The organism is Neptuniibacter marinus, from assembly GCF_001597725.1.
In the GTDB taxonomy this organism is placed as follows: domain Bacteria; phylum Pseudomonadota; class Gammaproteobacteria; order Pseudomonadales; family Balneatricaceae; genus Neptuniibacter; species Neptuniibacter marinus.
In genome coordinates this window covers 1-20,181 of sequence record NZ_LUTR01000035.1, presented here as the reverse complement: position 1 = coordinate 20,181, position 20,181 = coordinate 1, and the positions used below count along the sequence as shown (strand labels likewise).

At 42.5% G+C, this 20,181-nt stretch carries 15 protein-coding genes, 1 tRNA gene and 1 other RNA gene; 9 read left to right on the top strand and 8 right to left on the bottom strand.

Translation table 11 applies throughout. The annotated features are described in order from the left end of the window. Nucleotides 1-322: 322 nt before the first annotated feature. Complete coding sequence (locus A3774_RS15615; protein WP_067869821.1) at nt 323-823, bottom strand: Spy/CpxP family protein refolding chaperone; 501 nt, start codon at nt 821-823, stop codon at nt 323-325. Nucleotides 824-999: 176 nt separating this feature from the next. On the opposite strand from A3774_RS15615, the gene A3774_RS15610 reads away from it, so the two are divergent. Then, complete coding sequence (locus A3774_RS15610) at nt 1,000-1,710, top strand: response regulator transcription factor (protein WP_067869818.1); 711 nt, start codon at nt 1,000-1,002, stop codon at nt 1,708-1,710. After that, the gene (locus A3774_RS15605; RefSeq protein ID WP_067869815.1) at nt 1,707-3,074 is read left to right on the top strand and encodes a sensor histidine kinase; all 1,368 of its coding nucleotides are present in this window, start codon (nt 1,707-1,709) and stop codon (nt 3,072-3,074) included. Before A3774_RS15610 ends, A3774_RS15605 begins: the two co-directional genes overlap by 4 nt. Nucleotides 3,075-3,140: 66 nt before the next feature. Here the strand turns inward: A3774_RS15605 and A3774_RS15600 are convergent, their stop codons facing one another. From A3774_RS15600 to A3774_RS15580, 5 genes are all read right to left on the bottom strand, one after another. Beyond that, nucleotides 3,141-3,923, bottom strand: coding sequence for a substrate-binding periplasmic protein (locus tag A3774_RS15600; protein WP_067869812.1), 783 nt, complete (start codon nt 3,921-3,923; stop codon nt 3,141-3,143). 186 nt (nt 3,924-4,109) lie between these two features. Further along, on the bottom strand, nt 4,110-6,233 hold the full coding sequence (locus tag A3774_RS15595; protein WP_067869809.1) for a putative bifunctional diguanylate cyclase/phosphodiesterase: 2,124 nt from the start codon (nt 6,231-6,233) through the stop codon (nt 4,110-4,112). Nucleotides 6,234-6,362: 129 nt separating this feature from the next. After that, a complete protein-coding gene (gene glnK, locus A3774_RS15590) occupies nt 6,363-6,701 on the bottom strand; it encodes a P-II family nitrogen regulator (protein WP_067869806.1) in 339 nt (112 codons plus the stop codon). 196 nt (nt 6,702-6,897) lie between these two features. Continuing rightward, nucleotides 6,898-8,154, bottom strand: a complete 1,257-nt coding sequence (locus tag A3774_RS15585; RefSeq protein ID WP_067869803.1) for an ammonium transporter — start codon at nt 8,152-8,154, stop codon at nt 6,898-6,900. A 36-nt stretch (nt 8,155-8,190) separates the two neighbouring features. Next, nucleotides 8,191-8,529 (bottom strand): P-II family nitrogen regulator, encoded by a 339-nt coding sequence (locus tag A3774_RS15580; protein WP_067869800.1) that lies wholly within the window; start codon nt 8,527-8,529, stop codon nt 8,191-8,193. A 301-nt stretch (nt 8,530-8,830) separates the two neighbouring features. Here A3774_RS15580 and A3774_RS15575 point away from each other — a divergent pair, with 301 nt between their 5' ends. The 3 genes from A3774_RS15575 (at nt 8,831) to A3774_RS15565 (ending at nt 12,426) form a co-directional block, all read left to right on the top strand. Further along, nucleotides 8,831-9,088 carry an accessory factor UbiK family protein gene (locus tag A3774_RS15575; RefSeq protein ID WP_067869797.1) on the top strand — a complete coding sequence of 86 codons (258 nt, stop codon included), beginning with the start codon at nt 8,831-8,833 and terminating at the stop codon, nt 9,086-9,088. A 75-nt stretch (nt 9,089-9,163) separates the two neighbouring features. Then, nucleotides 9,164-10,810: a diguanylate cyclase domain-containing protein gene (locus A3774_RS15570; RefSeq protein WP_067869794.1), complete on the top strand. Its 1,647-nt coding sequence runs from the start codon at nt 9,164-9,166 to the stop codon at nt 10,808-10,810. Between the two features lie 101 nt (nt 10,811-10,911). Continuing rightward, complete coding sequence (locus A3774_RS15565) at nt 10,912-12,426, top strand: YifB family Mg chelatase-like AAA ATPase (RefSeq protein WP_067869791.1); 1,515 nt, start codon at nt 10,912-10,914, stop codon at nt 12,424-12,426. A 51-nt stretch (nt 12,427-12,477) separates the two neighbouring features. On the opposite strand, the gene A3774_RS15560 is transcribed toward A3774_RS15565, so the two are convergent. Then, entirely contained in the window at nt 12,478-14,196 is a 1,719-nt protein-coding gene (locus tag A3774_RS15560; protein WP_067869788.1) for a two-component system response regulator, read from the bottom strand. Nucleotides 14,197-14,456: 260 nt separating this feature from the next. Between A3774_RS15560 and rep the strand changes: the two genes are divergently transcribed. Next, nucleotides 14,457-16,469 (top strand): DNA helicase Rep, encoded by a 2,013-nt coding sequence (gene rep, locus A3774_RS15555; protein WP_067869785.1) that lies wholly within the window; start codon nt 14,457-14,459, stop codon nt 16,467-16,469. 67 nt (nt 16,470-16,536) lie between these two features. Here the strand turns inward: rep and A3774_RS15550 are convergent, their stop codons facing one another. After that, entirely contained in the window at nt 16,537-16,956 is a 420-nt protein-coding gene (locus A3774_RS15550; RefSeq protein WP_067869781.1) for a c-type cytochrome, read from the bottom strand. 639 nt (nt 16,957-17,595) lie between these two features. On the opposite strand from A3774_RS15550, the gene A3774_RS15540 reads away from it, so the two are divergent. The 3 genes from A3774_RS15540 to A3774_RS15530 all read left to right on the top strand — a co-directional run bounded on the left by A3774_RS15540 (nt 17,596) and on the right by A3774_RS15530 (nt 19,916). After that, nucleotides 17,596-17,672: transfer RNA gene (locus A3774_RS15540), tRNA-Arg, on the top strand. Nucleotides 17,673-17,719: 47 nt separating this feature from the next. Then, nucleotides 17,720-17,838, top strand: a non-coding RNA gene (locus tag A3774_RS15535) — RtT sRNA. Nucleotides 17,839-18,356: 518 nt separating this feature from the next. Next, nucleotides 18,357-19,916 carry a Fic family protein gene (locus A3774_RS15530; protein ID WP_067869776.1) on the top strand — a complete coding sequence of 520 codons (1,560 nt, stop codon included), beginning with the start codon at nt 18,357-18,359 and terminating at the stop codon, nt 19,914-19,916. The last annotated feature ends 265 nt before the right edge of the window (nt 19,917-20,181 follow it).

Sequence of the window (20,181 nt, the reverse complement as noted above, 5' to 3'; positions counted from 1 at the left end):
AGATTCGACACCTTTATCAAAACGGGTAACTCTCTCTTTTTCAAGATGATGTGTCAGATCTAGTCTGAGCTAATTCAGTTCAGAAATGGTTTGCCGGCGAGAGTAAAACCCTTGAAGTAACGATCGAGAAAAAAGACTAGAACCTATCGATAAGCCGCTTCTAAATTGCTAAGAATTAATCGACTGCTGTTGTTATGATGGGTATGCCTTCTAAGTTGATAGTGTCGGGCAAAAAAAGGCCCGCTTGGGGGGCGGGCAAAAGTCTGACTAGAGGAGCTTATGACAATAAGTTAGTGCTAATTCCCTTTACAGGAACATGCGATTAACGGCATTTCTTTTCACCGTGACGACCATCTTTGTGGTCTGGACGATGTTTGGATTTTTTATTATCCATTTCACTTTTTAATTCGATAAACTGTTTCTCCTGTTCGGGTGTTAGGATCTCAAACAGTTTCTCTTTCTGTTCCGCTTTTTCCAAAATTATAGATTTAGTCTGATCTTGGGCTTGTAAAACTAGACTATTTAGCTGGGCCTGATAATCGTTTGTGCTTGGGTCCAGTTGTACTAGCTGTTTAAAGATATCTCTGCGGGATTTCTGTTTATCTTTACGTTTGTCCTGTTGGCTTAACATCTGCTCTTTTAGCTGAACTTGCTGTTCTGTGGTTAGGCTTAGTTTTTTTGTTAAGTGCTCAATGCGATGCTCTATACGGTGTTCGTGACGTTTTTGCATACGCTCTTCATCGTCGGCATGGGCTAATGTAAAACCAGCGCTAGATAAAGTGATGATCGCTGCAGATATACCTACAATAAGTTGTTTACGCATTTTTTTCTCTCCGGTGTTGTCTGTTTCGATGTAGTGAAGTTTGGGTGATGTCACTGCAAAGTTGGGTATAGGCGTTGTAAAGTTTGGTAAATGCGGAAGACTTGCAAGGTTTTTTAAAGTTAAAAGCTCTATTATTTAATGGCAGTATTGATAACTAATAGTTGGGAAGTATAAGCATGGGTGACAAACAACGACTACTGATGGTCGATGACGATAGAGAGCTATGTGAGTTGATAGGTGACTACCTCGAACATGAGGGCTATCTGATGGAATACGCCCATAATGCTGATGAAGCCTGTGAGCAGTTGGCCCGTGCCGATCGCTATGATCTGATGATTTTGGATGTGATGATGCCGGGTAAAAGTGGCTTAGAGCTGTTACAGCAGATTCGTCCTAAGGTTCAGCTTCCCGTCATTATGTTAACGGGTCGGGGTGAGGATATAGATCGTATTCTTGGGTTAGAAATGGGGGCAGATGATTACCTGAGTAAGCCCTGTAACCCCCGTGAGTTGCTTGCACGTATTAAAGCTGTGCTTAGACGCGTTGAGCCACAACAGCGAGCAACGCTCTTCCCTGAAGGTTTGATCACGGTTAGCGGTGTTAGTTTAGATCCAGGTATCCGTGAAGTGAAAGTGAATGGAAATGAAATTGAGCTTACAGGCACCGAATTTAATGTACTAGCTTATCTTATTGCTAATGCGGGCGTTGTTTTAGAGAAAGAGCAGCTTACTGAACTGGTGCTTCATCGGAAACTCGCTGCTTATGATAGAGCTATTGATGTTCATGTAAGTAGGGTTAGGCAAAAGTTAGCAGAGCATCTATCAGGTAAAGAGCTTATCAAGACTGTGCGTGGCGTGGGTTACCAATTTGTTAAAGGTGAGAAATGAAGTGGTATAAGCGTTTATTCTGGAAAGTTTTTGCCTCTATTTGGGCGGTAAGCTTTATCGTGCTGCTGGCAACAATTTTCTTTGTCGGTGCTGTTGCTGAGCAAGATCGGTTTAAGGAGGTCGTGACAGCTAAAGCACAGGGATATGCAGAGGTCATGGTTGAGAAGTATGAGCGAAAAGGGTTTCAAACCTTGTTGCCTCGCCCACCTCGTCCACCGAAGCCGGATGATAGTAGGGGGAGGTATGAGCATGATAAGCATAAGAAAGAAAAACGGGATGATTTCCGACGTTCTGTTTGGTTAAACATTTCCGAACGCGTTTTTATTACTGATCTAAAGCAAAAGAAAAAAGTAATCGGTTTTAATCACTTTCGGCGGGGCAGAGACTCGACTTATATTTTTAATATGAATTCGGATAGTGGAAATGCTTATCAAGTTGAAGTTGATCTAAATTGGGAAGCTTCGCCATTTACCCACGTTTTCGCGACGATTCTCTCTGTACAAATGGTACTTATTCTTCTGATTGCTTCTGCCGGCGCGTTGCTCGTTTCGATGATCATCACACGGCCATTAAATTTGCTGCGAGAGCATAGTCAGGCGATTTATCGTGGAGAATTAGAGCGTCGTACTGATAAAAAGCTGCGTAAAAGAGGGGATGAATTAGGTGAGCTAGCCCGTGATTTTGATCGCATGGCTGATTATGTACAACAGACAATTACATCGCATCAGCGTTTAATGCAGGATGTTTCCCATGAGCTTCGTGCTCCTTTAGCCCGTTTGCAGGCAGCTGCGGGTATAGCTGAACAGCGCATGGGAGAAGATGATAAAGCGGTACAGCGAATTATTCGTGAATGTCAGCGTTTAGATCAATTGATCGGGGAAATTCTATCTTTGTCTCGCCTTGAGCAGATGGAAGGGCTTGGTGAAAATGTATGGCTCTATCCTTTGTTACAGGAATGGGTGGATGATGCACATTTTGCTTATCCTAAGCGAAGCTTTCACCTTAATATGAAATCGGATTGTGAAGTAGGTGTGAATGTAAAATTACTCGAGAGAGCGATCAATAATATTCTTGGTAATGCTTGTAAACACACACCTGAAGGCACTCAAATTGATTTAACGGTGGATAAAGCAGATCAGTGTGTTGTTTGTATTCGAGATCATGGTCCGGGTGTTACTGAAGCGCAATTGACACAGTTATGTAACCCCTTCTATAGAGGGCAGAGTCAAACAGAAGGGTATGGCTTAGGCTTAAGTATTGCGCAGCGCGCGATAGAGCGCTTAGGCGGAACGCTCGTTTTGCAAAATCATCCTGAAGGGGGGTTAGAAGCTATAATCCGCTTGCCTTGTGCACGTAATCAGTAAAAGATAATTTACCTAAGACTAGGTACTTTTAACGGGACACTGTTATAGACAATTATCGGATTCTCACTAATCCCAATCGGTGTCCGTAAGATCTGCAGGCGTTAAATCATAACGCCTTAAGATCGTTTGGATTTTCCCTTGTCGATAGAGTTGTATCAATTGCTGATTGAACCTACCAACTAGATCTTTAGAAAATCTGCTTTTCGATAGCCCTACGTAATAGAAAACATGCTTATAGAAACCTGCAGGGCGTATAGATGCAAGCTGTAGTTCTTTGATAATTGCTTTTACTACATCTACGTTACCGAAAACCAAATCACATCGGGCACCATTGACCATCTTGATGGCGGTAGGGAAGTTGGTTGTAGTGATGATTTTAATCGGTTCTATGTTACTAGACACCATCTCCTCTCTGATGTCGTTTAAACGATTCTGCATGTTAGAGGGTGAATTTACGGCGACACATAAACCCGTTAAGCTCTCTAAGCGGGTGTAGTTGACATTCAGACTGCTATGGGAGAAAAAACCGTAACCTGTTTCTAAAATAGGTGGACTGAAGTACAACCATTTTGCTCTATCGCTATTTTTCCCTACTAGGAATAAACCGTCAGCCGTACCTCTCTTGACTGCTTGCTGGGCACGTCGCCATGGGAGCATCTCAAAGTGACATTCTAACTGCTCAGCTTTGCATACTTCTGCAATAATCTCTTTGCCTGGCCCCTCTACATTTCCATCTTTAGTGGACATAAAGGGAGGTAAATGAGTTGTTTTAAACTCAAGTGGTGCAGTGTGCGACTGTGCTGGGAAGGCGAGCAATAGCCATATATAACCTAAAACTAATTTAGCCATAAAACGCTCAAAATTCTTTATATTTATTAATATTATTTAACATTGTAGACCACTACTTAGAGAGTGTTGGATGGTGGCCTAATATTAAACGAACTTTTATAGGATATATGCTCGCGATATATAGACAGAGAACAGTGTTGATTCTTATTCTAATAGGGCCGGGCTTTGCTTTCCGGTTAGTCGTTTTTAATTGAGAAAAGACGCACCTTTTTCGGCATCCTGTTTTAATGCGCATATTTCATATTCTTTACATACCCCGCAATGAAACTGACAGGTCTGGTACAGTGTTTTGAATGCTTCAAAACTGATGGGGCGGCTAAATAGGAATCCTTGCATCATCATGCAGTCTATCTTTTGAAGAAAGAGCATCTGCTCTTTAGTTTCTACGCCTTCTGCTACTACACTTAAGCCCAGTTGTTTTGCCATGGCGATAATGGTTGATGTAATAGCAATATTGTCTTTATCGGCAGGGATATCTTGTAGGAAAGAGCGGTCTACTTTTAATAGGTCTACGGGCATTTTCTTTAAATGACTTAATGATGAATAGCCTGTTCCAAAATCATCTATAGCTAAGCCGATACCCATCATCTTTATTTTTTTAAGTGTCTCTATAGCATGCTGCATATCACGCATTAGCATACTTTCGGTGATCTCTAATTCTAGCCATTCCGAGGCCAAGCCGGATTTAGAAATAGCTTCCTCAATATGTTCAATTAGATCGGGATCATCGAACTGTCGGGCGGATAAATTTACACAGACCTTTAAAGGCGGCAAGCCTTCATCTTGCAACTGTTGGGCTGCTTTGCAAGCTTCTAGTAATACCCAGCGGCCAATAGGAATAATCGCCCCCGTTTCTTCTGCATGGGGAATAAACTCATCGGGTGGAATTGCCCCTTTGGTCGGATGTTCCCAGCGTAAAAGGGCTTCTATTGCAGAAATTCGCCCATCCTTTCCATTAACTTGAGGTTGGTAGGCCAAGGATAATTGCTTGCCTGTGAGAGCGTTTCTTAAATCGTGCTCGATACTTAGTATTCGTTGAGCTTTTTCATCCATATATGCTTCATAAAAAGCAAAGGTGTTTCGTCCGAGTTGCTTAGCATGATACATAGCCAAATCTGCATTTCTTAACAGGTCACTTGGATCTTGGCTATCGGCACCAATTAAGGTTATCCCTATGCTGACGGTGATTCTCACATCATGGAAGCCTATTTGTACTGGCTGTGAGAGCAGTCTTAGAATCTCATTTACATTATGGATAATTAAATCAGGATCATTCAGCGCATGGAATATGATGGTAAATTCATCGCCGCCTAATCTAAAGACAGAGGCCTGATCTGGCACGCAATAGCAGAGCCTATTAGCGATGGTGTTGAGTAAAGCGTCGCCTGCTTCATGCCCCATAGTGTCGTTTATCTGCTTAAAGTGATCTAAATCCAGAAGTAGAAGTGCATGGGCACCCTCATTGGTTGGGCTTTGCAGATATTGATCAAGGGTTCGTCTGAAGTTTCGACGATTGCCTAAATTGGTGAGCGGGTCAAAATAAGCCATTTTTTCCAGTTGCTGATCATGCTCTTTTATTTTAGAGATATCTTCACTGACTGAGACAAAGTTCGTTATATTTCCTAGCTCATCATGTATTGGCGATATATTTTGTAAAGACCAATATGTAGTGCCGTCCTTCCGTTTATTTAGAAGTGTTCCATGCCACTTTTTGTGACGACTAATGGTTTCCCATAGGTTGTCATGGGCTCCCTTTGATGTTGTGTCTGAGCGTAAAATACTGGTTTTTTTACCCTGTATCTCAGGAAAGCTATAACCGGTAATATCGCTGAAACGAGTGTTGGCGTACTCTATTTCACCTTGAGCATTCGTAATAACTACAGCGCTTCCTGTGTTTTCTACAGCATTCCTAAACAGTTTGAGCTCTCTTGCTAGATGAGCATTTTTACTCGCATTACGAAGGGTAATGAAAAAGCCTTGTTCTGTTTGGTCTATTTCGACTAGAGAGCATTCGATCTTGAGTAGAATAGAGGATGAATTAGGTTGCTCTATAAGCTGATAATCGGAGTGATGTTGAATATCAGTATTTTTCAGGTGGTCTAAGTGAGCCTTGATCTTTTGTTTAAATAATTGAGGCAATTCACTTTTTGACTCGGCTGTTTGTGCGGATCCCCAAATGAGTTCGAGCGCGTAGGGATTACTCGCCACCGGTTGCAGTGAGTGATCAAGTAACAAAATACCGATACTGGATTGGCTAAACCAATCGATCAGCATTTTGATGTTATTTTTAGACAGCAATAGTTTCGACATTATATTATTTTTGTTTTAATTATTTACTGAAGATCACTAGATAATGAGCTTTATTTCATTTAAATAGTTTGATTTGGCTCAGCGTTTTGTCTTTTAGTAAAAAAAAGCGCCGTTAGGCGCTTTTTGTTTTTAAAGGGCGTCAGGCCCGCTTTCGCCTGTACGTATTCGTATCACTTGTTCAAGGGGGGCAACAAATATTTTCCCGTCCCCGATCTTTCCAGTATTAGCTGTTTTTGCAATAGATTCGATCACTTGTTCAACCATATCTGTATCAACAGCAATTTCGATTTTAACTTTTGGTAAGAAGTCTACTACGTACTCTGCGCCACGATAGAGTTCAGTGTGGCCTTTCTGACGGCCAAAGCCTTTAACTTCTGTAACGGTAACGCCTTGAATACCAATATCAGAAAGAGCTTCACGTACATCATCAAGTTTAAATGGTTTAATCACCGCCGTGACCAGTTTCATTATGCGATTCCTCAGTTTGTACCTGCGTTAAGTGTTTAGCTCAACACTTAGCAGTTTTAACTACAGTGAACTATGAGGATAAGTATACCTAGAAAAATGCAGAGTGGTATATCAGATTTACAGGAGGGGGCTCAAAAGCGTTTGTTAATAATACAAAAAAAGGGTGCCGAAGCACCCTTTTTAAATCTACGTGAGATTATTTAGCAGATGTGAACTCTGGGTATGCTTCCATACCACATTCAGAGATATCAACACCCTCGTACTCTTCTTCTTCGCTTACACGTACACCGATCACTGCTTTGATTACAAACCATGCAATCAAGCTTGTTCCGAATACCCAACCGAAGATAGTTAGTGCACCAATGATCTGGCCAGAGAATGCAGCGCCATCGTTAGTTAGTGGTACTAGTAGAAGACCAAGAAGACCTACAACACCGTGTACAGAGATCGCACCGACTGGGTCATCAATCTTCATTTTATCAAGTGTTAGGATACTGAAGACTACTAATACACCACCTATCGCACCAAACAATGTAGCTTGTAGTGCAGAAGGGGTTGATGGTTCAGCAGTGATAGCAACTAGGCCTGCTAGCGCACCGTTAAGTGCCATTGTTAGATCCGCTTTACCAAACAGTAGGCGAGCAACAATTAGCGCAGCAACAACACCACCGGCAGCCGCCGCGTTAGTGTTCATGAAAACAACAGCAACAGCGTTTGAGTTTTCAACGTCGGATGTAGCAAGTACAGAACCACCGTTGAAACCGAACCAACCCAACCACAAGATAAATGTACCTAGTGTAGCCAGAGGAAGATTTGCACCAGGGATAGCGTTAACGCCACCTTCTTTAGTGTATTTGCCTTTACGAGCACCAAGAACCAGAACACCAGCAAGAGCTGCAGCAGCACCAGCCATGTGAACGATACCAGAACCTGCGAAGTCAGAGAAACCTAGATCGCCAAGCGTGTACATGCCGAACACTGCATTGCCGCCCCAAGTCCAAGAACCTTCCATTGGATAGATGAAACCAGTCATTACGATAGCGAAAGTAAGGAAAGCCCAAAGCTTCATACGCTCAGCAACGGCACCCGAAACGATAGACATTGCAGTTGCTACGAATACTACCTGGAAGAAGAAATCGGCTGATGGAGCATAAGTAGCAGGTTCTTCAGCACCAGTGAATCCATCACCAGTAATGCCAGAAAGTAGGTAGTCACCACCGTACATGATTGCGTAACCGCAAACTAAGTACATGATGCATGACACCGCGTATAACGCGACGTTTTTAGTTAGAATTTCTGTGGTGTTCTTAGCGCGAACTAAGCCAGACTCAAGCATGGCAAAGCCAGCCGCCATCCACATTACTAATGCGCCACATACTAAAAAGTAGAAAGTATCGAGGGCATATTTCAGCTGAGTAACATCAGCAGCTGTTGTATTTAATAGTTCTTCCATTGGTTGGTTCCTCCAGAAGCAATCACTAATCTATGTTTAAAGCGCTTCAGTGCCGGTTTCGCCGGTACGGATACGCACTACTTGTTCAATAGAAGTAACGAAAATCTTACCGTCACCTATTTTGCCGGTTTGAGCGGCTGAACTGATCGCTTCTACGACCTGATCTACAATATCGCTAGATACAGCGGCATCTACACGTACTTTCGGTAGAAAATCGACTACGTATTCGGCGCCACGGTATAGCTCAGTGTGACCTTTTTGACGTCCAAAGCCTTTTACTTCTGTAACGGTGATACCTTGAACACCGATTTCAGAAAGCGCTTCACGGACATCATCCAATTTGAATGGTTTGATGACAGCGGAGACCATCTTCATTTTGTTATCCCCCATAGATACTAAATTCAATACAAATACTTAAATCGCTAAGTAAATGGTTAATTACCGATTCTTGCTCTGACTAAAGCGAAGGGTGTGCCATGTTTTTAAATCTCTTTAATATCAATGGATTAACTGGTTTATTTTGTCTTTGGTTAGTTTTTGTGCAATATTTTAGGGCGGTTGTTTGAGTGCTGCCTTCAGGTCTGCACCATGGTGGTGCCTATATTTGAAAGGCTGGTTTGTTATGGGTTTATTGCTATAGTTGGAGTCGTGTTTTATCTGATTTTAGAGGTACAAAATGATCAAGCCACATTTAATTGAAGGCTTAGCAGAACAGTTTTCTCAGTTATTCTCTGGTGAAGCGAAAGTGCTAGACCAAGAAAACGTTAAGGCGCAGGTGAAATCCCTACTACAAGGTACGTTTGATCGATTGGATATTGTCAGTAGAGAAGAGTTTGATGCGCAAAAAGCGGTTTTGTTGCGAACGAGAGAAAAAGTTGAAGCATTAGAATTGCAGTTAAAGGCGTTAGACGAAACCTTACAGAAAAAGCCGTAGTCTTAAATAGAAAAGTTAAGCCGTTTTACATGTTATCTCATTTACATTTAACCCAGACGGGGTTGGTTTTTTATAATGAAAGATTTTGAGCAGCAGTTGTTTCTATGTTCTCCTCAGGCTGTGATTGTGACTGATAGGGATAATAATATTATTCGGGTGAACCCGGCCTTCCAACAAATTTCCGGTTATAGCTTTGATGAGGTTGTGGGTCAGAAACCGAGCGTCTTAGGTGCTGGTAATCTATCAGCTACTGACTATGAGCAAGCTTGGCTTGATCTTAATGATACTCATGTATGGCAGGGTGAACTGTTCAATAGGCATAAAAATGGTTCTGTTTATCCCGCTTGGTTTAATGTGATAAAGATAACCAATAACGACAATGAGTTTGTTGGTTATATTGCTCAATTTTTTAATATGAGTCAGCTAAAAACTAGCGCTGAAGCGCCGTCACAAATTCCTCAATATGATGAGCTTACACGTCTACTTAATTGGGAGATGTTTCAAAGCATACTGGATAAGCGACTGGAAAAATCTAAAGCAGATAATGAACAGCTGGCTGTAATGCTGGTTGATTTGGACCGTTTTAAATGGATTAACGATAATTTAGGGCGCGATGTTGGCGACAATTTGTTGCAGGAGGTCGCACGTAGATTAGGCTCAGTGGTGCGTGATGAAGATGCATTAGCACGCTTAAGTAGTGATGAGTTCGTGATGATGCTACCGGCTGTTGATGGTATGGATGCGGCTGTTAAAGTGGCACAAAGGGTTGTTGAGCAGCTATCCCATGGTGTGTTTGTTGACCATCGAGAGATTTTTATTAGTGGTAGTGTAGGTATATCACTCTATCCCGAACATGCAGAGCGGGGTAAAGAACTGGTTAAAAAAGCAGATGTTGCGATGTATGCAGCTAAGCAGGGTGGGCGGAACACGTTTAGAGCCTATAGTGCATTGATGGAGAGAAGCAAAGGCCCTCAGATTCTCCGAGAGGAGGATCTGGTGACTGCGCTTGTCAGCCATGAAATCCAGATGACCTATCTGCCTATTTACAGTATTTATAGTCATCGGGTTGTGGCTGTACATGCAAGGCCTAGTTGGATTCATCCTGAGTTAGGCTTAGTGCCATTTTCTGAATTTTCAGCACTTTTAGAGCATTCCGATTCCATCGAGCAATTTGAACATTGGATCGATTCAGAACTACGCTCTTTAGATGTGGTTTGGCAACGTTTCCCTAGCCTTCGTTTTATCTCTTTTCGTATTGAATCTCAGCAGCTATCGAGTAAAGAAAGCATTCAGCGTTGGGTTAATCAGTTAAGTCAATATCAGCAAATAGGGCGGGTAATGATTGACGTGGATATTCAAACCGCGCTGGAAAAAGAGGGCGCCCTGTTTGATCTGTTGACTAGTGAAGCTCTTTTATCCATAAGCGGGTTTGTTTGTGAGGCGCCAGTTCTGGAGAAAATACGTGATATAGATCCTGATTTTATTAAACTCGACGCAGGCCTAGTCACTATGATGAATAGTGATGAGGGGCGCCATAAAATTATTGATAACGTTTTAAAAATTGCGGATAAGCTGGATCTTGAAGTGTTGGCCGATGGTGTTAGCACTGAGGGTCAACGAGGACAGTTATCAGAGCAAGGTTGTATGCTAATGCAGGGGCGTTATTTTGGTATGCCACTAACTTTGCAGCAGCTTCTTGAACATTTGGCGGTTGAGCATTAATCGGCCCTCCAATAATCATGGATAAGAAGGGCCCTTTTCAAGTTTCTGTTTAGCGGTTATCTTTAGTTTATTCTTCAATATTCTTCCAAGGATGGAAGCTTATGTCATTAGCGATTGTTTATACCCGTGCGCAGGTGGGGATTGATGCTCCACTTGTGACCGTTGAGGTCCACCTATCGGGTGGGCTACCTAGTTTTTCAATAGTGGGCCTGCCTGAAACGGCGGTGAAAGAGAGTCGAGAACGGGTCCGCAGTGCTTTAATAAATTCTGGATATGATTTTCCTCAACGTAGAATTACAGTAAATCTCGCGCCTGCAGATCTTCCTAAGGAGGGTGGGCGTTATGATCTTGCTGTCGCCATTGGTATTTTAGCTGCGAGTGGCCAATTACCGGTGGAGCCCCTGAAGTCCCTAGAGCTGATTGGTGAACTTGCTCTTTCTGGTGAGCTCAGACCTGTTGCGGGTGTATTGCCTGTAGCACTTGCTTGTCGTGAGGTTGGTCGGGGTTTGTTTCTTCCTTCTTCTAATGGAGATGATGCAACACTTGCCTCAGGGCTGAGTGTTTATCCCGCTTCTCATCTGTTGGATGTTTGCGCCCATTTAAAAGCAGAGCAATTGATTAGCTGTGCGGTCGCTAATCCCAGAACGCATACATATAGTGCAGTCTATCCCGACCTGAATGATGTTAAGGGGCAGCTTCAAGCGAAAAGGGCTCTAGAGATTGCAGCGGCGGGTTCGCATAACCTTTTGTTAGTGGGACCTCCTGGTAGTGGTAAGAGTATGTTAGCGAATCGTTTACCGGGTTTACTTCCGGAAATGACAGAGTCTGAACGTTTACAGGTGGCTTCAATACACTCGATTGTTCAACGTAGTGGCGGTGAAGGACTTATCTGTCAGCGGCCTTTTCGTGCGCCACATCACACCGCATCCTCTGTTGCTTTGGTGGGTGGGGGTGGAAATCCGAAGCCGGGTGAGATCTCTCTCGCTCACCAAGGGGTTTTGTTCTTAGATGAGCTGCCTGAGTTTAGTCGTAAGGTTTTAGAGGTGCTGCGTGAGCCTATTGAATCGGGTGAGATCTTAATTTCTCGCGCTGCCCGTCAATCTGTATTCCCAGCTCGATTTCAATTAGTTACCGCAATGAATCCTTGTCCATGTGGTTACTACAATGATGGTACTGAGCGTTGCCGTTGTAGTCCTGATCAAGTACGACGTTATCAGTCCCGAGTATCGGGCCCATTGTTGGATCGTATTGACTTGCAGCTAAGTGTTCAAGCCTTGTCACAGAAAGAGCTCATGGCCTACCCTGATTCTGAAGAAACAAGTGAGCAGGTAAGAGAACGCGTTATTCTTGCAAGATCAGAACAGATGGAACGCCAAGGCTACCCAAACCAGATGTTGGAGGGTAAACAGCTTGAACAGATCTGTTGTATTAGTGATTTAGACAAAGATATGTTGGCTAAGGCGTTGGAGAAACTACAGTTGTCAGCTCGTGCGTATCATCGTGTTTTAAGGGTGGCGCGAACCATTGCGGATCTTGCTGGTGCGGAAAAGGTGGAGAGTAAGCATCTACTGGAAGCGTTGAGCTATCGAGTATCTGCTAGGGCTTTATTAAGATAAAGCTGATAGCGCAGCGGTAATATTGTATTAGCTCGAAGAGGTTTTTTGTTGCTACTCAGGTTTAGGAAGCATTCGCTTAAAATCACTGAAGCTAACGGGAGGGCTGTAGAAGTAGCCTTGGATCTGGTCGCAGTTATCTTGAATCAAAAAGTCTAACTGCTCCCTTGTTTCAACGCCCTCAGCGACAACTGTTAATTTCATATTATGGGCAAGGCTAATAATAGAACGCACAATCTCCTCGGCTTCTGAAGACTCATTGAGGTGACTTACAAATGAGCGATCAATTTTTAACGCATTGATGGGGAGTTTATGCAGTAATGAAAATGAGGAGTAACCGGTTCCAAAATCATCTAATGAAAAAGTAATCCCCTCTTCTGCCAAGGAATCGAGGCACTCTCTAACATGGTTCTCATCATTAAAAATGGCTGACTCTGTTAACTCAAATTCGAGAACCGATGTATCTATATCTTCCTGTTTGATAATACGTTTGATGGTATCGACTAACATATCATCCTTAAACTGCCGGAAGGATAAGTTGACCCCCAGACGATCAATATGGATGCCTGCTTCTTTTAATTCTTTAAGGTGTAAGCCTGCCTGCCTAATGGTCCAGTACCCTATAGGGACAATCAAACCATTCTGCTCACATAGAGGGATAAAATCGCTAGGCATTATCATTCCACGGGTTGGATGTTGCCAGCGAATGAGCGCTTCAGCCCCGACAATCTTGCCAGAATGGAGATCGACACGAGGTTGGTAAAAGAGCACAAACTGTTCTGCTCTTAAGGCGGTCATTATTTCCGATTCAAGACCTACGGTTTTATCAGACGTTAATTCCATACCAGGGCGATAGATTGAATAACTACAGCCATGAATCTGTTTTGCTTGCATACGAGCCATGCTGGCTCGCTTGGTAAGTAGATCAACTTCACTGCCATGTTCAGGCGCCAATACCGCGCCAATGCTACAGTCTATTTGGGTCTGAGACTGACTGTGAGTATAGGAGGACTTTAGTGTGTTGATAAGCTTACCCAGTAGGGATTTTACGGTGTCTAATAGTGGTGCTGTACCGGGTAGGTCTAAAATAATAGCGAATTCATCGTTGCCTATTCTTGCGACCATTGCATCGTTACTAACGCTACTTTGTATACGTTTGCCTAACTCTAAAACAACTTCATCACCTGCTGAAAAACCATAACGGGTATTAAATTTACGGAAATGGTCAAGATCAACAGTGATTAGGGCAAGTTGGCGGCCTTGTTGTATTAGGGAGTTGAGTTTGTATAACAGGGTTAAATAGAAGAATTGGCGGTTGCCAACAGGCGCTAAAGTATCTGAATGACGTAAAAGCTGTATCTCTGTGCTTTGTTTGATGGTGAGCTCTGCGTGGCGTAATGTTCTTAAAAGTATCTCTGTATTTAGCGTCTCATAAGATAAAAAATCGGTGGCATTAGCTGTTAAGAGTTTCTGCCCCTGTTCTTCGGTAATATGAGGGCTGAGAGCAATAATTGGTGTGTTCGGACGAAATTTATGCAGGTCTGCAATTATAGTTGAGCAAGGGAGGGGCGAGTTGTTACAGCTGAGTAAAATAAAATCAATAGAAGACTGCTGCAGAATCAGTAACGCTTCCACATGGTCGTTGCAGCGCGTTAATTGATACAGTGGATGCTGCTCCAGTATCGACTTAAGCCTGCTTTGATTCTCCTGATGACTATCGATCAGTAAAATCTGTTTATGTTTATCGGGTAACTGCTGTAGCGCTGAGCACATCGCCAACTTCCCAGTGTGACACTTTATTTAAGACACAAATTTTATAAAGAGATGTCTCCCTGTAAAATTTTCGTGTCATAATTACCATTAAGTATTACTTTACTCAGATTAACACTCTACAAGAATTATTCAAACACTTGTTTTATTTTTATATATCAAAGGGTTATCTGAATTTTATAGTTGGTGTTACCCCAGTCGCATCCTTTGTGTTTCGGCTGAGTGTTCTTAAGCTTTAGCTGTTTTTGAAGGTTTTTTAAAGAATGTCTCGTTTAAATCCACGACAGAAAGAAGCAGTGGACTATATTGGCGGTCCATTATTGGTACTTGCAGGTGCTGGTTCCGGTAAAACCAGTGTAATCACACGTAAGATCGCCTATTTGATCAATGCTTGTGGTATTGCTGGGCGAAATATTGCCGCAGTTACATTTACTAATAAAGCATCACGGGAGATGAAAGAGCGTGTTAACGCATTATTAGAGGGGAATCCCGCAGGTAAAGGATTAACCGTTGCTACCTTTCATAACTTAGGTCTTACGATTATTAAACGTGAGCACAAGCACCTTGGTTTTAAGTCGGGCTTCTCTATTTTTGATGATCAAGATACAAAAGCCCTGTTAAAAGATCTGATGCTACAGAACAACGAAGAAAGTGATCAGGTTGATATAGTCCGAAATCAGATATCCAGTTGGAAGAACGAGATGCTAACGCCAGCTCAAGCCTTGGCATCAGCACAATTACCGCAAGATATTTTATGTGCCCGTGCCTATGAGCAATACGAGCAACACTTGCGCGCTTATAACGCAGTAGACTTTGATGATCTAATTCTTGTTCCTGTTCGCCTGTTTGAAGAGCACCCGAAAGTCCTAGAACGTTGGCAAAACCGGTTACGTTATTTGCTGGTGGATGAGTACCAAGATACTAACCTTTCTCAATATCGCTTAGTAAAACTCTTAGTTGGGCATCGAGGAGCGTTAACGGTTGTAGGGGATGATGACCAATCTATCTATGCTTGGCGTGGCGCGCGGCCTGAGAACTTAGTGCAGCTTGAGAAAGATTACCCAAGTTTAAAAGTCGTTAAACTTGAACAAAACTACCGTTCCACTAGCCGTATTCTTAAAGCCGCTAATACATTGATCGCCAATAACCCTCACGTGTATGAAAAAACACTGTGGAGTGATATGGGTATGGGAGATCCTATAAGGGTGATACACACCCGAAATGAAGATGCTGAATGTGATCGGATCGCTACAGAAACCTTAGATCTGCACCTGCGGAATAATATCCAGTTTAAGGATATGGCTATTCTCTATCGCGGTAATTTCCAAGCGCGGTTATTGGAGATGAAGCTGCAGCATTATCAAGTGCCCTACAAACTCAACGGGGGTACCTCATTTTTTGCTCGTGCAGAAATTAAAGATTTAATGAGCTACCTAAAGGTGCTGGTTAATCCTGATGATGACAACGCTTTTCTACGTATTATCAATCTGCCGCGCCGAGAGATTGGTCCGAGCACGCTACAAAAGCTAGGGCAGTACTCGGTTGAACGCCAAATCAGCATGTTTAACGCCTGCGAAGAGCTTGGTTTAGAGCAAGTGATGCCTGCCAATGCTTTAGAGCGCTTGCGCCGTTTCTGTAGCTGGATGAAACATATCTACCGTCAATGCCATCAGGGTGACCCTATTGCCGCGATCTATGAAATGATGCGCGATATTGATTACGAAGGCTGGATTGCGCAAAACAGCTCAAGTGATGCCATGGCCGAAAAGCGAATGCAGAATGTACATTTCTTAATGGACTCACTCAAGTCAACAATGGAACGATTGCAGGAAGATGAACCTGACGCGGGCATTCAGGAGGCGATTAACCGCTTAATATTGATCGACATGCTGGATCGGCAAGAGGAGGAAGATGATTCAAATCGTGTCCAGTTAATGACCCTGCACGCGTCTAAAGGACTCGAATTTCCTCATGTATTTCTTATGGGTATGGAAGAGGAGCTACTTCCCCATAGGAACAGTATAGAAACCGATAATATCGAAGAGGAGCGACGCTTAGCCTACGTAGGTATTACGCGGGCGAAACGCTGTTTGACCATTACCTTAGCGAAGCAACGTAAGCAATATGGTGAAGTGTTGGACTGCCTACCAAGTCGCTTTTTAGATGAACTACCGCCTGAAGATTTAGAGATAGAGGGAGCGGGAGAGAAGTGCCCCGTGCAAAATCAGAAACGGGGCCAAGCTACGCTGAATAGTTTAAAAAATATGTTTGACTAGATTTGTTATAAGACAAAGATAAAAAAAGCCGCTTATGCGGCTTTTTTTATATCAGAACGGCGCTTAATTACTGAGCGCTATCCATCATATGCTGAATCGCACCTTTTAGCTCATCATCAGAACAATCAGCACACAAGCCACGTGGTGGCATAGCATTTAAGCCATTAATCGCTGAAGCAAGTAGAGCGTCAATACCTTTAGCACCACGGTCTGCCCACTCAGAAGTTCCAAATTTCGGTGCACCTGCAACGCCCGCATCATGGCAAGCTGCACACTTAGTTGCGTACACTTTTTCACCACTACGTGCAGCAACAGGTGCTGCTACAGCTGCAGCGCCGCCACAACTATCATCGCCCTCTATACAAACAGAACCGACAGCTTTAATGCGTTCTGCTACAGCTTCATCGCTGTTAGATGTTGCTTGTACGGATGTGCTTAATGCAACCCCCAAACCTAGAGCAACCAATGCTGAAGTGATTTTTTTCACAGTCACGACCTCTCAATAAATCACAAATTAATATGGGCAGCGCGATCTGTAAGGATGCCTAGCCGCAACAAATGTTGCTCTGGGGCGGGAATTCAGACTCGACTGCTCAAAGTTTCACCGGCTGCGGATTATAACGATAAATAAACACAACTGAAATGGGGCTTTGGCAGGAGAGCGCAGCAATCTGCTGATTTAGGGCAATTTTTTATAGTTAAAAAGCAATAAACCAGAAATTTAAGGCTGAATTGATAAAAAAATAGATTTTATTAAACTAAAGGAGTACAAGTACTTTAATACTAAGGTCTAGAAATAAATAGCGGTGTGATGAATGACCAGCAACGGAATGTATGAAAATTGTGTTTGCCGAACGTTGGAAGGTGAACCAAGTCAAACAGCCAAGCTAACACTTTTAAGCTCTATCCCTAATCAAAAAATCTACAGATGTTGTAATTGCCACGCGTTTTTAGCGTATAAAGAAGACAAAAAACAATGGGAGGTCATTATGCAAGGGGACCTCGAAGAAGAACTAAAAAGCCTATATTGTCGCTCCTCTAACAAAGCACAAGCAAATTGAACTGAAAAAACCTTGGCGAATAAGCAGCGCACCGGTAGAATACGCCCCGCAAACACTTCTTGAGTGCGCCTGTAGCTCAGCTGGATAGAGTAGCAGGTTCCGATCCTGTTGGTCGGGGGTTCGAATCCCTCCAGGCGCGCCACTTTTTTTATATGTCTTCACATCTTTCAGTTTCCTCCTCACCGAAATTCAGTGCACCAAACTGGAGGGTGAGAACCCCCGATGGGTTCGAGCCGAGCGAAGCGAGACAACGGAGCTTGCGACGGCCCGCAGGGTGAGCGCAGCGAATAATCCCTCTTTTTTCTTTATGTGTGTTTTTGTTGAGTTATTGGCTATCCATCCGAGCCAAAGGCGCACTCAAGAACCGTTTTTTGGGCGTAATTGTGTATTGGTCACAGTGCCGGTGTGGGAGTCTTTAGATCCCTTCTCAGTGGCGAAGGGCGACAAGTGTGATAGGGGTTTGTGTTTAGGTAGTTTTAAAAACTGTTCTGATTCTATGGCTTTTAAAGAGCTATTCAAGTTTAGTGTGCTTGATTATATTAAGTCTTTCTTAGAATTTCTAAGTCTTTCTTGGGATTTCTAAGTCTTTCTTGGGATTTCTAAGTCTTTCTTGGGATTTCTAAGTCTTTCTTGGGATTTCTAAGTCTTTTTAGAGATTTATAAAGCGGCTTGAAGTATTCTATTCTGCATAAGCCGACTGACTATAGACTCTATCGACTTAGTAAACGGTACCTTTAGCTCAAGCTTTTTAGTAAAAGAGTGGAAGGGTAACAAGAGTTCTACAGTATAAGTACTTAAATGGATATGTCAAAAGGTCATTAGTTCAATGAAGGCAGTAGGATACAGCTACCTCAATCTGTACTACAAACTAGTACTTCCAAAATTAGGGGCTGAGGTCTATCAAGACCTGAAAGCAGATAAAGAATGTATCAAGCAGTACGGAGCCTCTGTTCGTAAAATAATTCCAGGCACATGGAAGGTTGTCGATTCTCCATATGAGCATATGGTTTTGGCAATAAAGCACCAAGGAATCCGCTTACATTACTTTGCTGCTGTATTTAAACATGTAAATACAGCAGAACTTGCACTGTTTATAAAAAGTAAACCTACATCTATCTATAATCGTGTTATCTGGTATTTGTATGAGTGGCTTACAGGTGAGCTACTAGACATTGATGATGTTAGATCAGGGAATTATATTCAGCTCTTTGATGATCGTTATTACTACACTTTACAAGATGGAGAAAAAGATAAACGAACACGAGTTATAAATAATGCCCTAGGTACAAGAGAGTTTTGCCCGACTATAAGGAAAACTTCTCGTATTCTTGAGATTGAACAGACGAATGTTTATGAAACAGCGTATGCAGAAATGCAGAATATAGGAGCTGACTTAAAGGCAGATGTCATTGGACGATCCATCAATTACCTGTATACAAAAGAATCTAAGTCATCTACTGAAATTGAAAAAGAAACGCCAACTAAGCAGAAAATGAAGCGTTTCTTAAATACAATAAAAAATGCTGGCTTATTCGAGTTAACTAAAGAAAAGTTGATTGATATTCAAAACCAGATAGTTGAAGAGAGTAAAAAGTCTGATGACTATAGGCAGAATGAAATTTATGTCGGTGCAACTATCCAGCGTTTAGGTGGATTAGATGAAGATGTACATTACATCGGACCGTTGGCTAAACATGTATCTAGTATGATGGATGGCTTGTTTGCTACGCATGAAAAACTAATGTTAGACGCTAGCCTGCCTTCGTTAATGCATGCGACAGTAATTTCGTTTGGAGAGGTGTATATCCATCCATTAGTGGACGGTAACGGAAGGACTCACAGGTACCTTATTCATGATGTAATGAAGCAGAGGGAGCCAAGACATGAGTTTATTATTCCGATTTCAGCTGCAATTCTTAAAAACTCGATTGAGTATGATCGAGTTCTCGAGACTATTTCTCGACCTATTATGTCCATGTTGGATTATGAATTGGATGCAGATAACGATAATCAAGCGATTATTCATAATGATATAGATTATATGTACCGCTATCCGGACTATACGGAACATGTTGTCTTTGTGTACGACATGATGAATGCGGCTATATCTACAGAGTTGGTTGAGGAAATTTGTTTGCTTCTAGTATTTGATAAGATTAAAGGGGCGATTAATGATAGAAGCGATGTTCCGAATGATAAGCTGGATACAATCGTTTCTATCATCATTAACGGCGCTGGAGTGGTATCAAAAGCAAAACAAGATTTTGTAAGTCAGTTCTTAGGGCCGGGAGTCCTTCTCGAAGTAGAAGATATTTCTAGTGAATTTATCAATGAAGTTAGAGAAAAGTTTGAAGTTGATGTACAGGAATTGATGCAGAGAGGGTAGTTTTGAAACCTATGTTCCACCTGCCGAAGAACGGGTTGCGAGCCCATTGCTTAGTCTAATGAATAATAAAGAAGGGGAACCAGTAATCATGCTGGTTCCCCTTTGTTTGTTTAATCGTATGATTAGTTTTCCAATAGGTGTGGCCACAATATCAGTGCAAAGTTGGCCTCAATGGGTGGTGCGTGAGCTGTAGTAGCTCAGACTTGATCTGACAGTTACCCGTTTTTTATCTGGTGTCTGTCAGTTTAGATCTGGGCTAAATTCT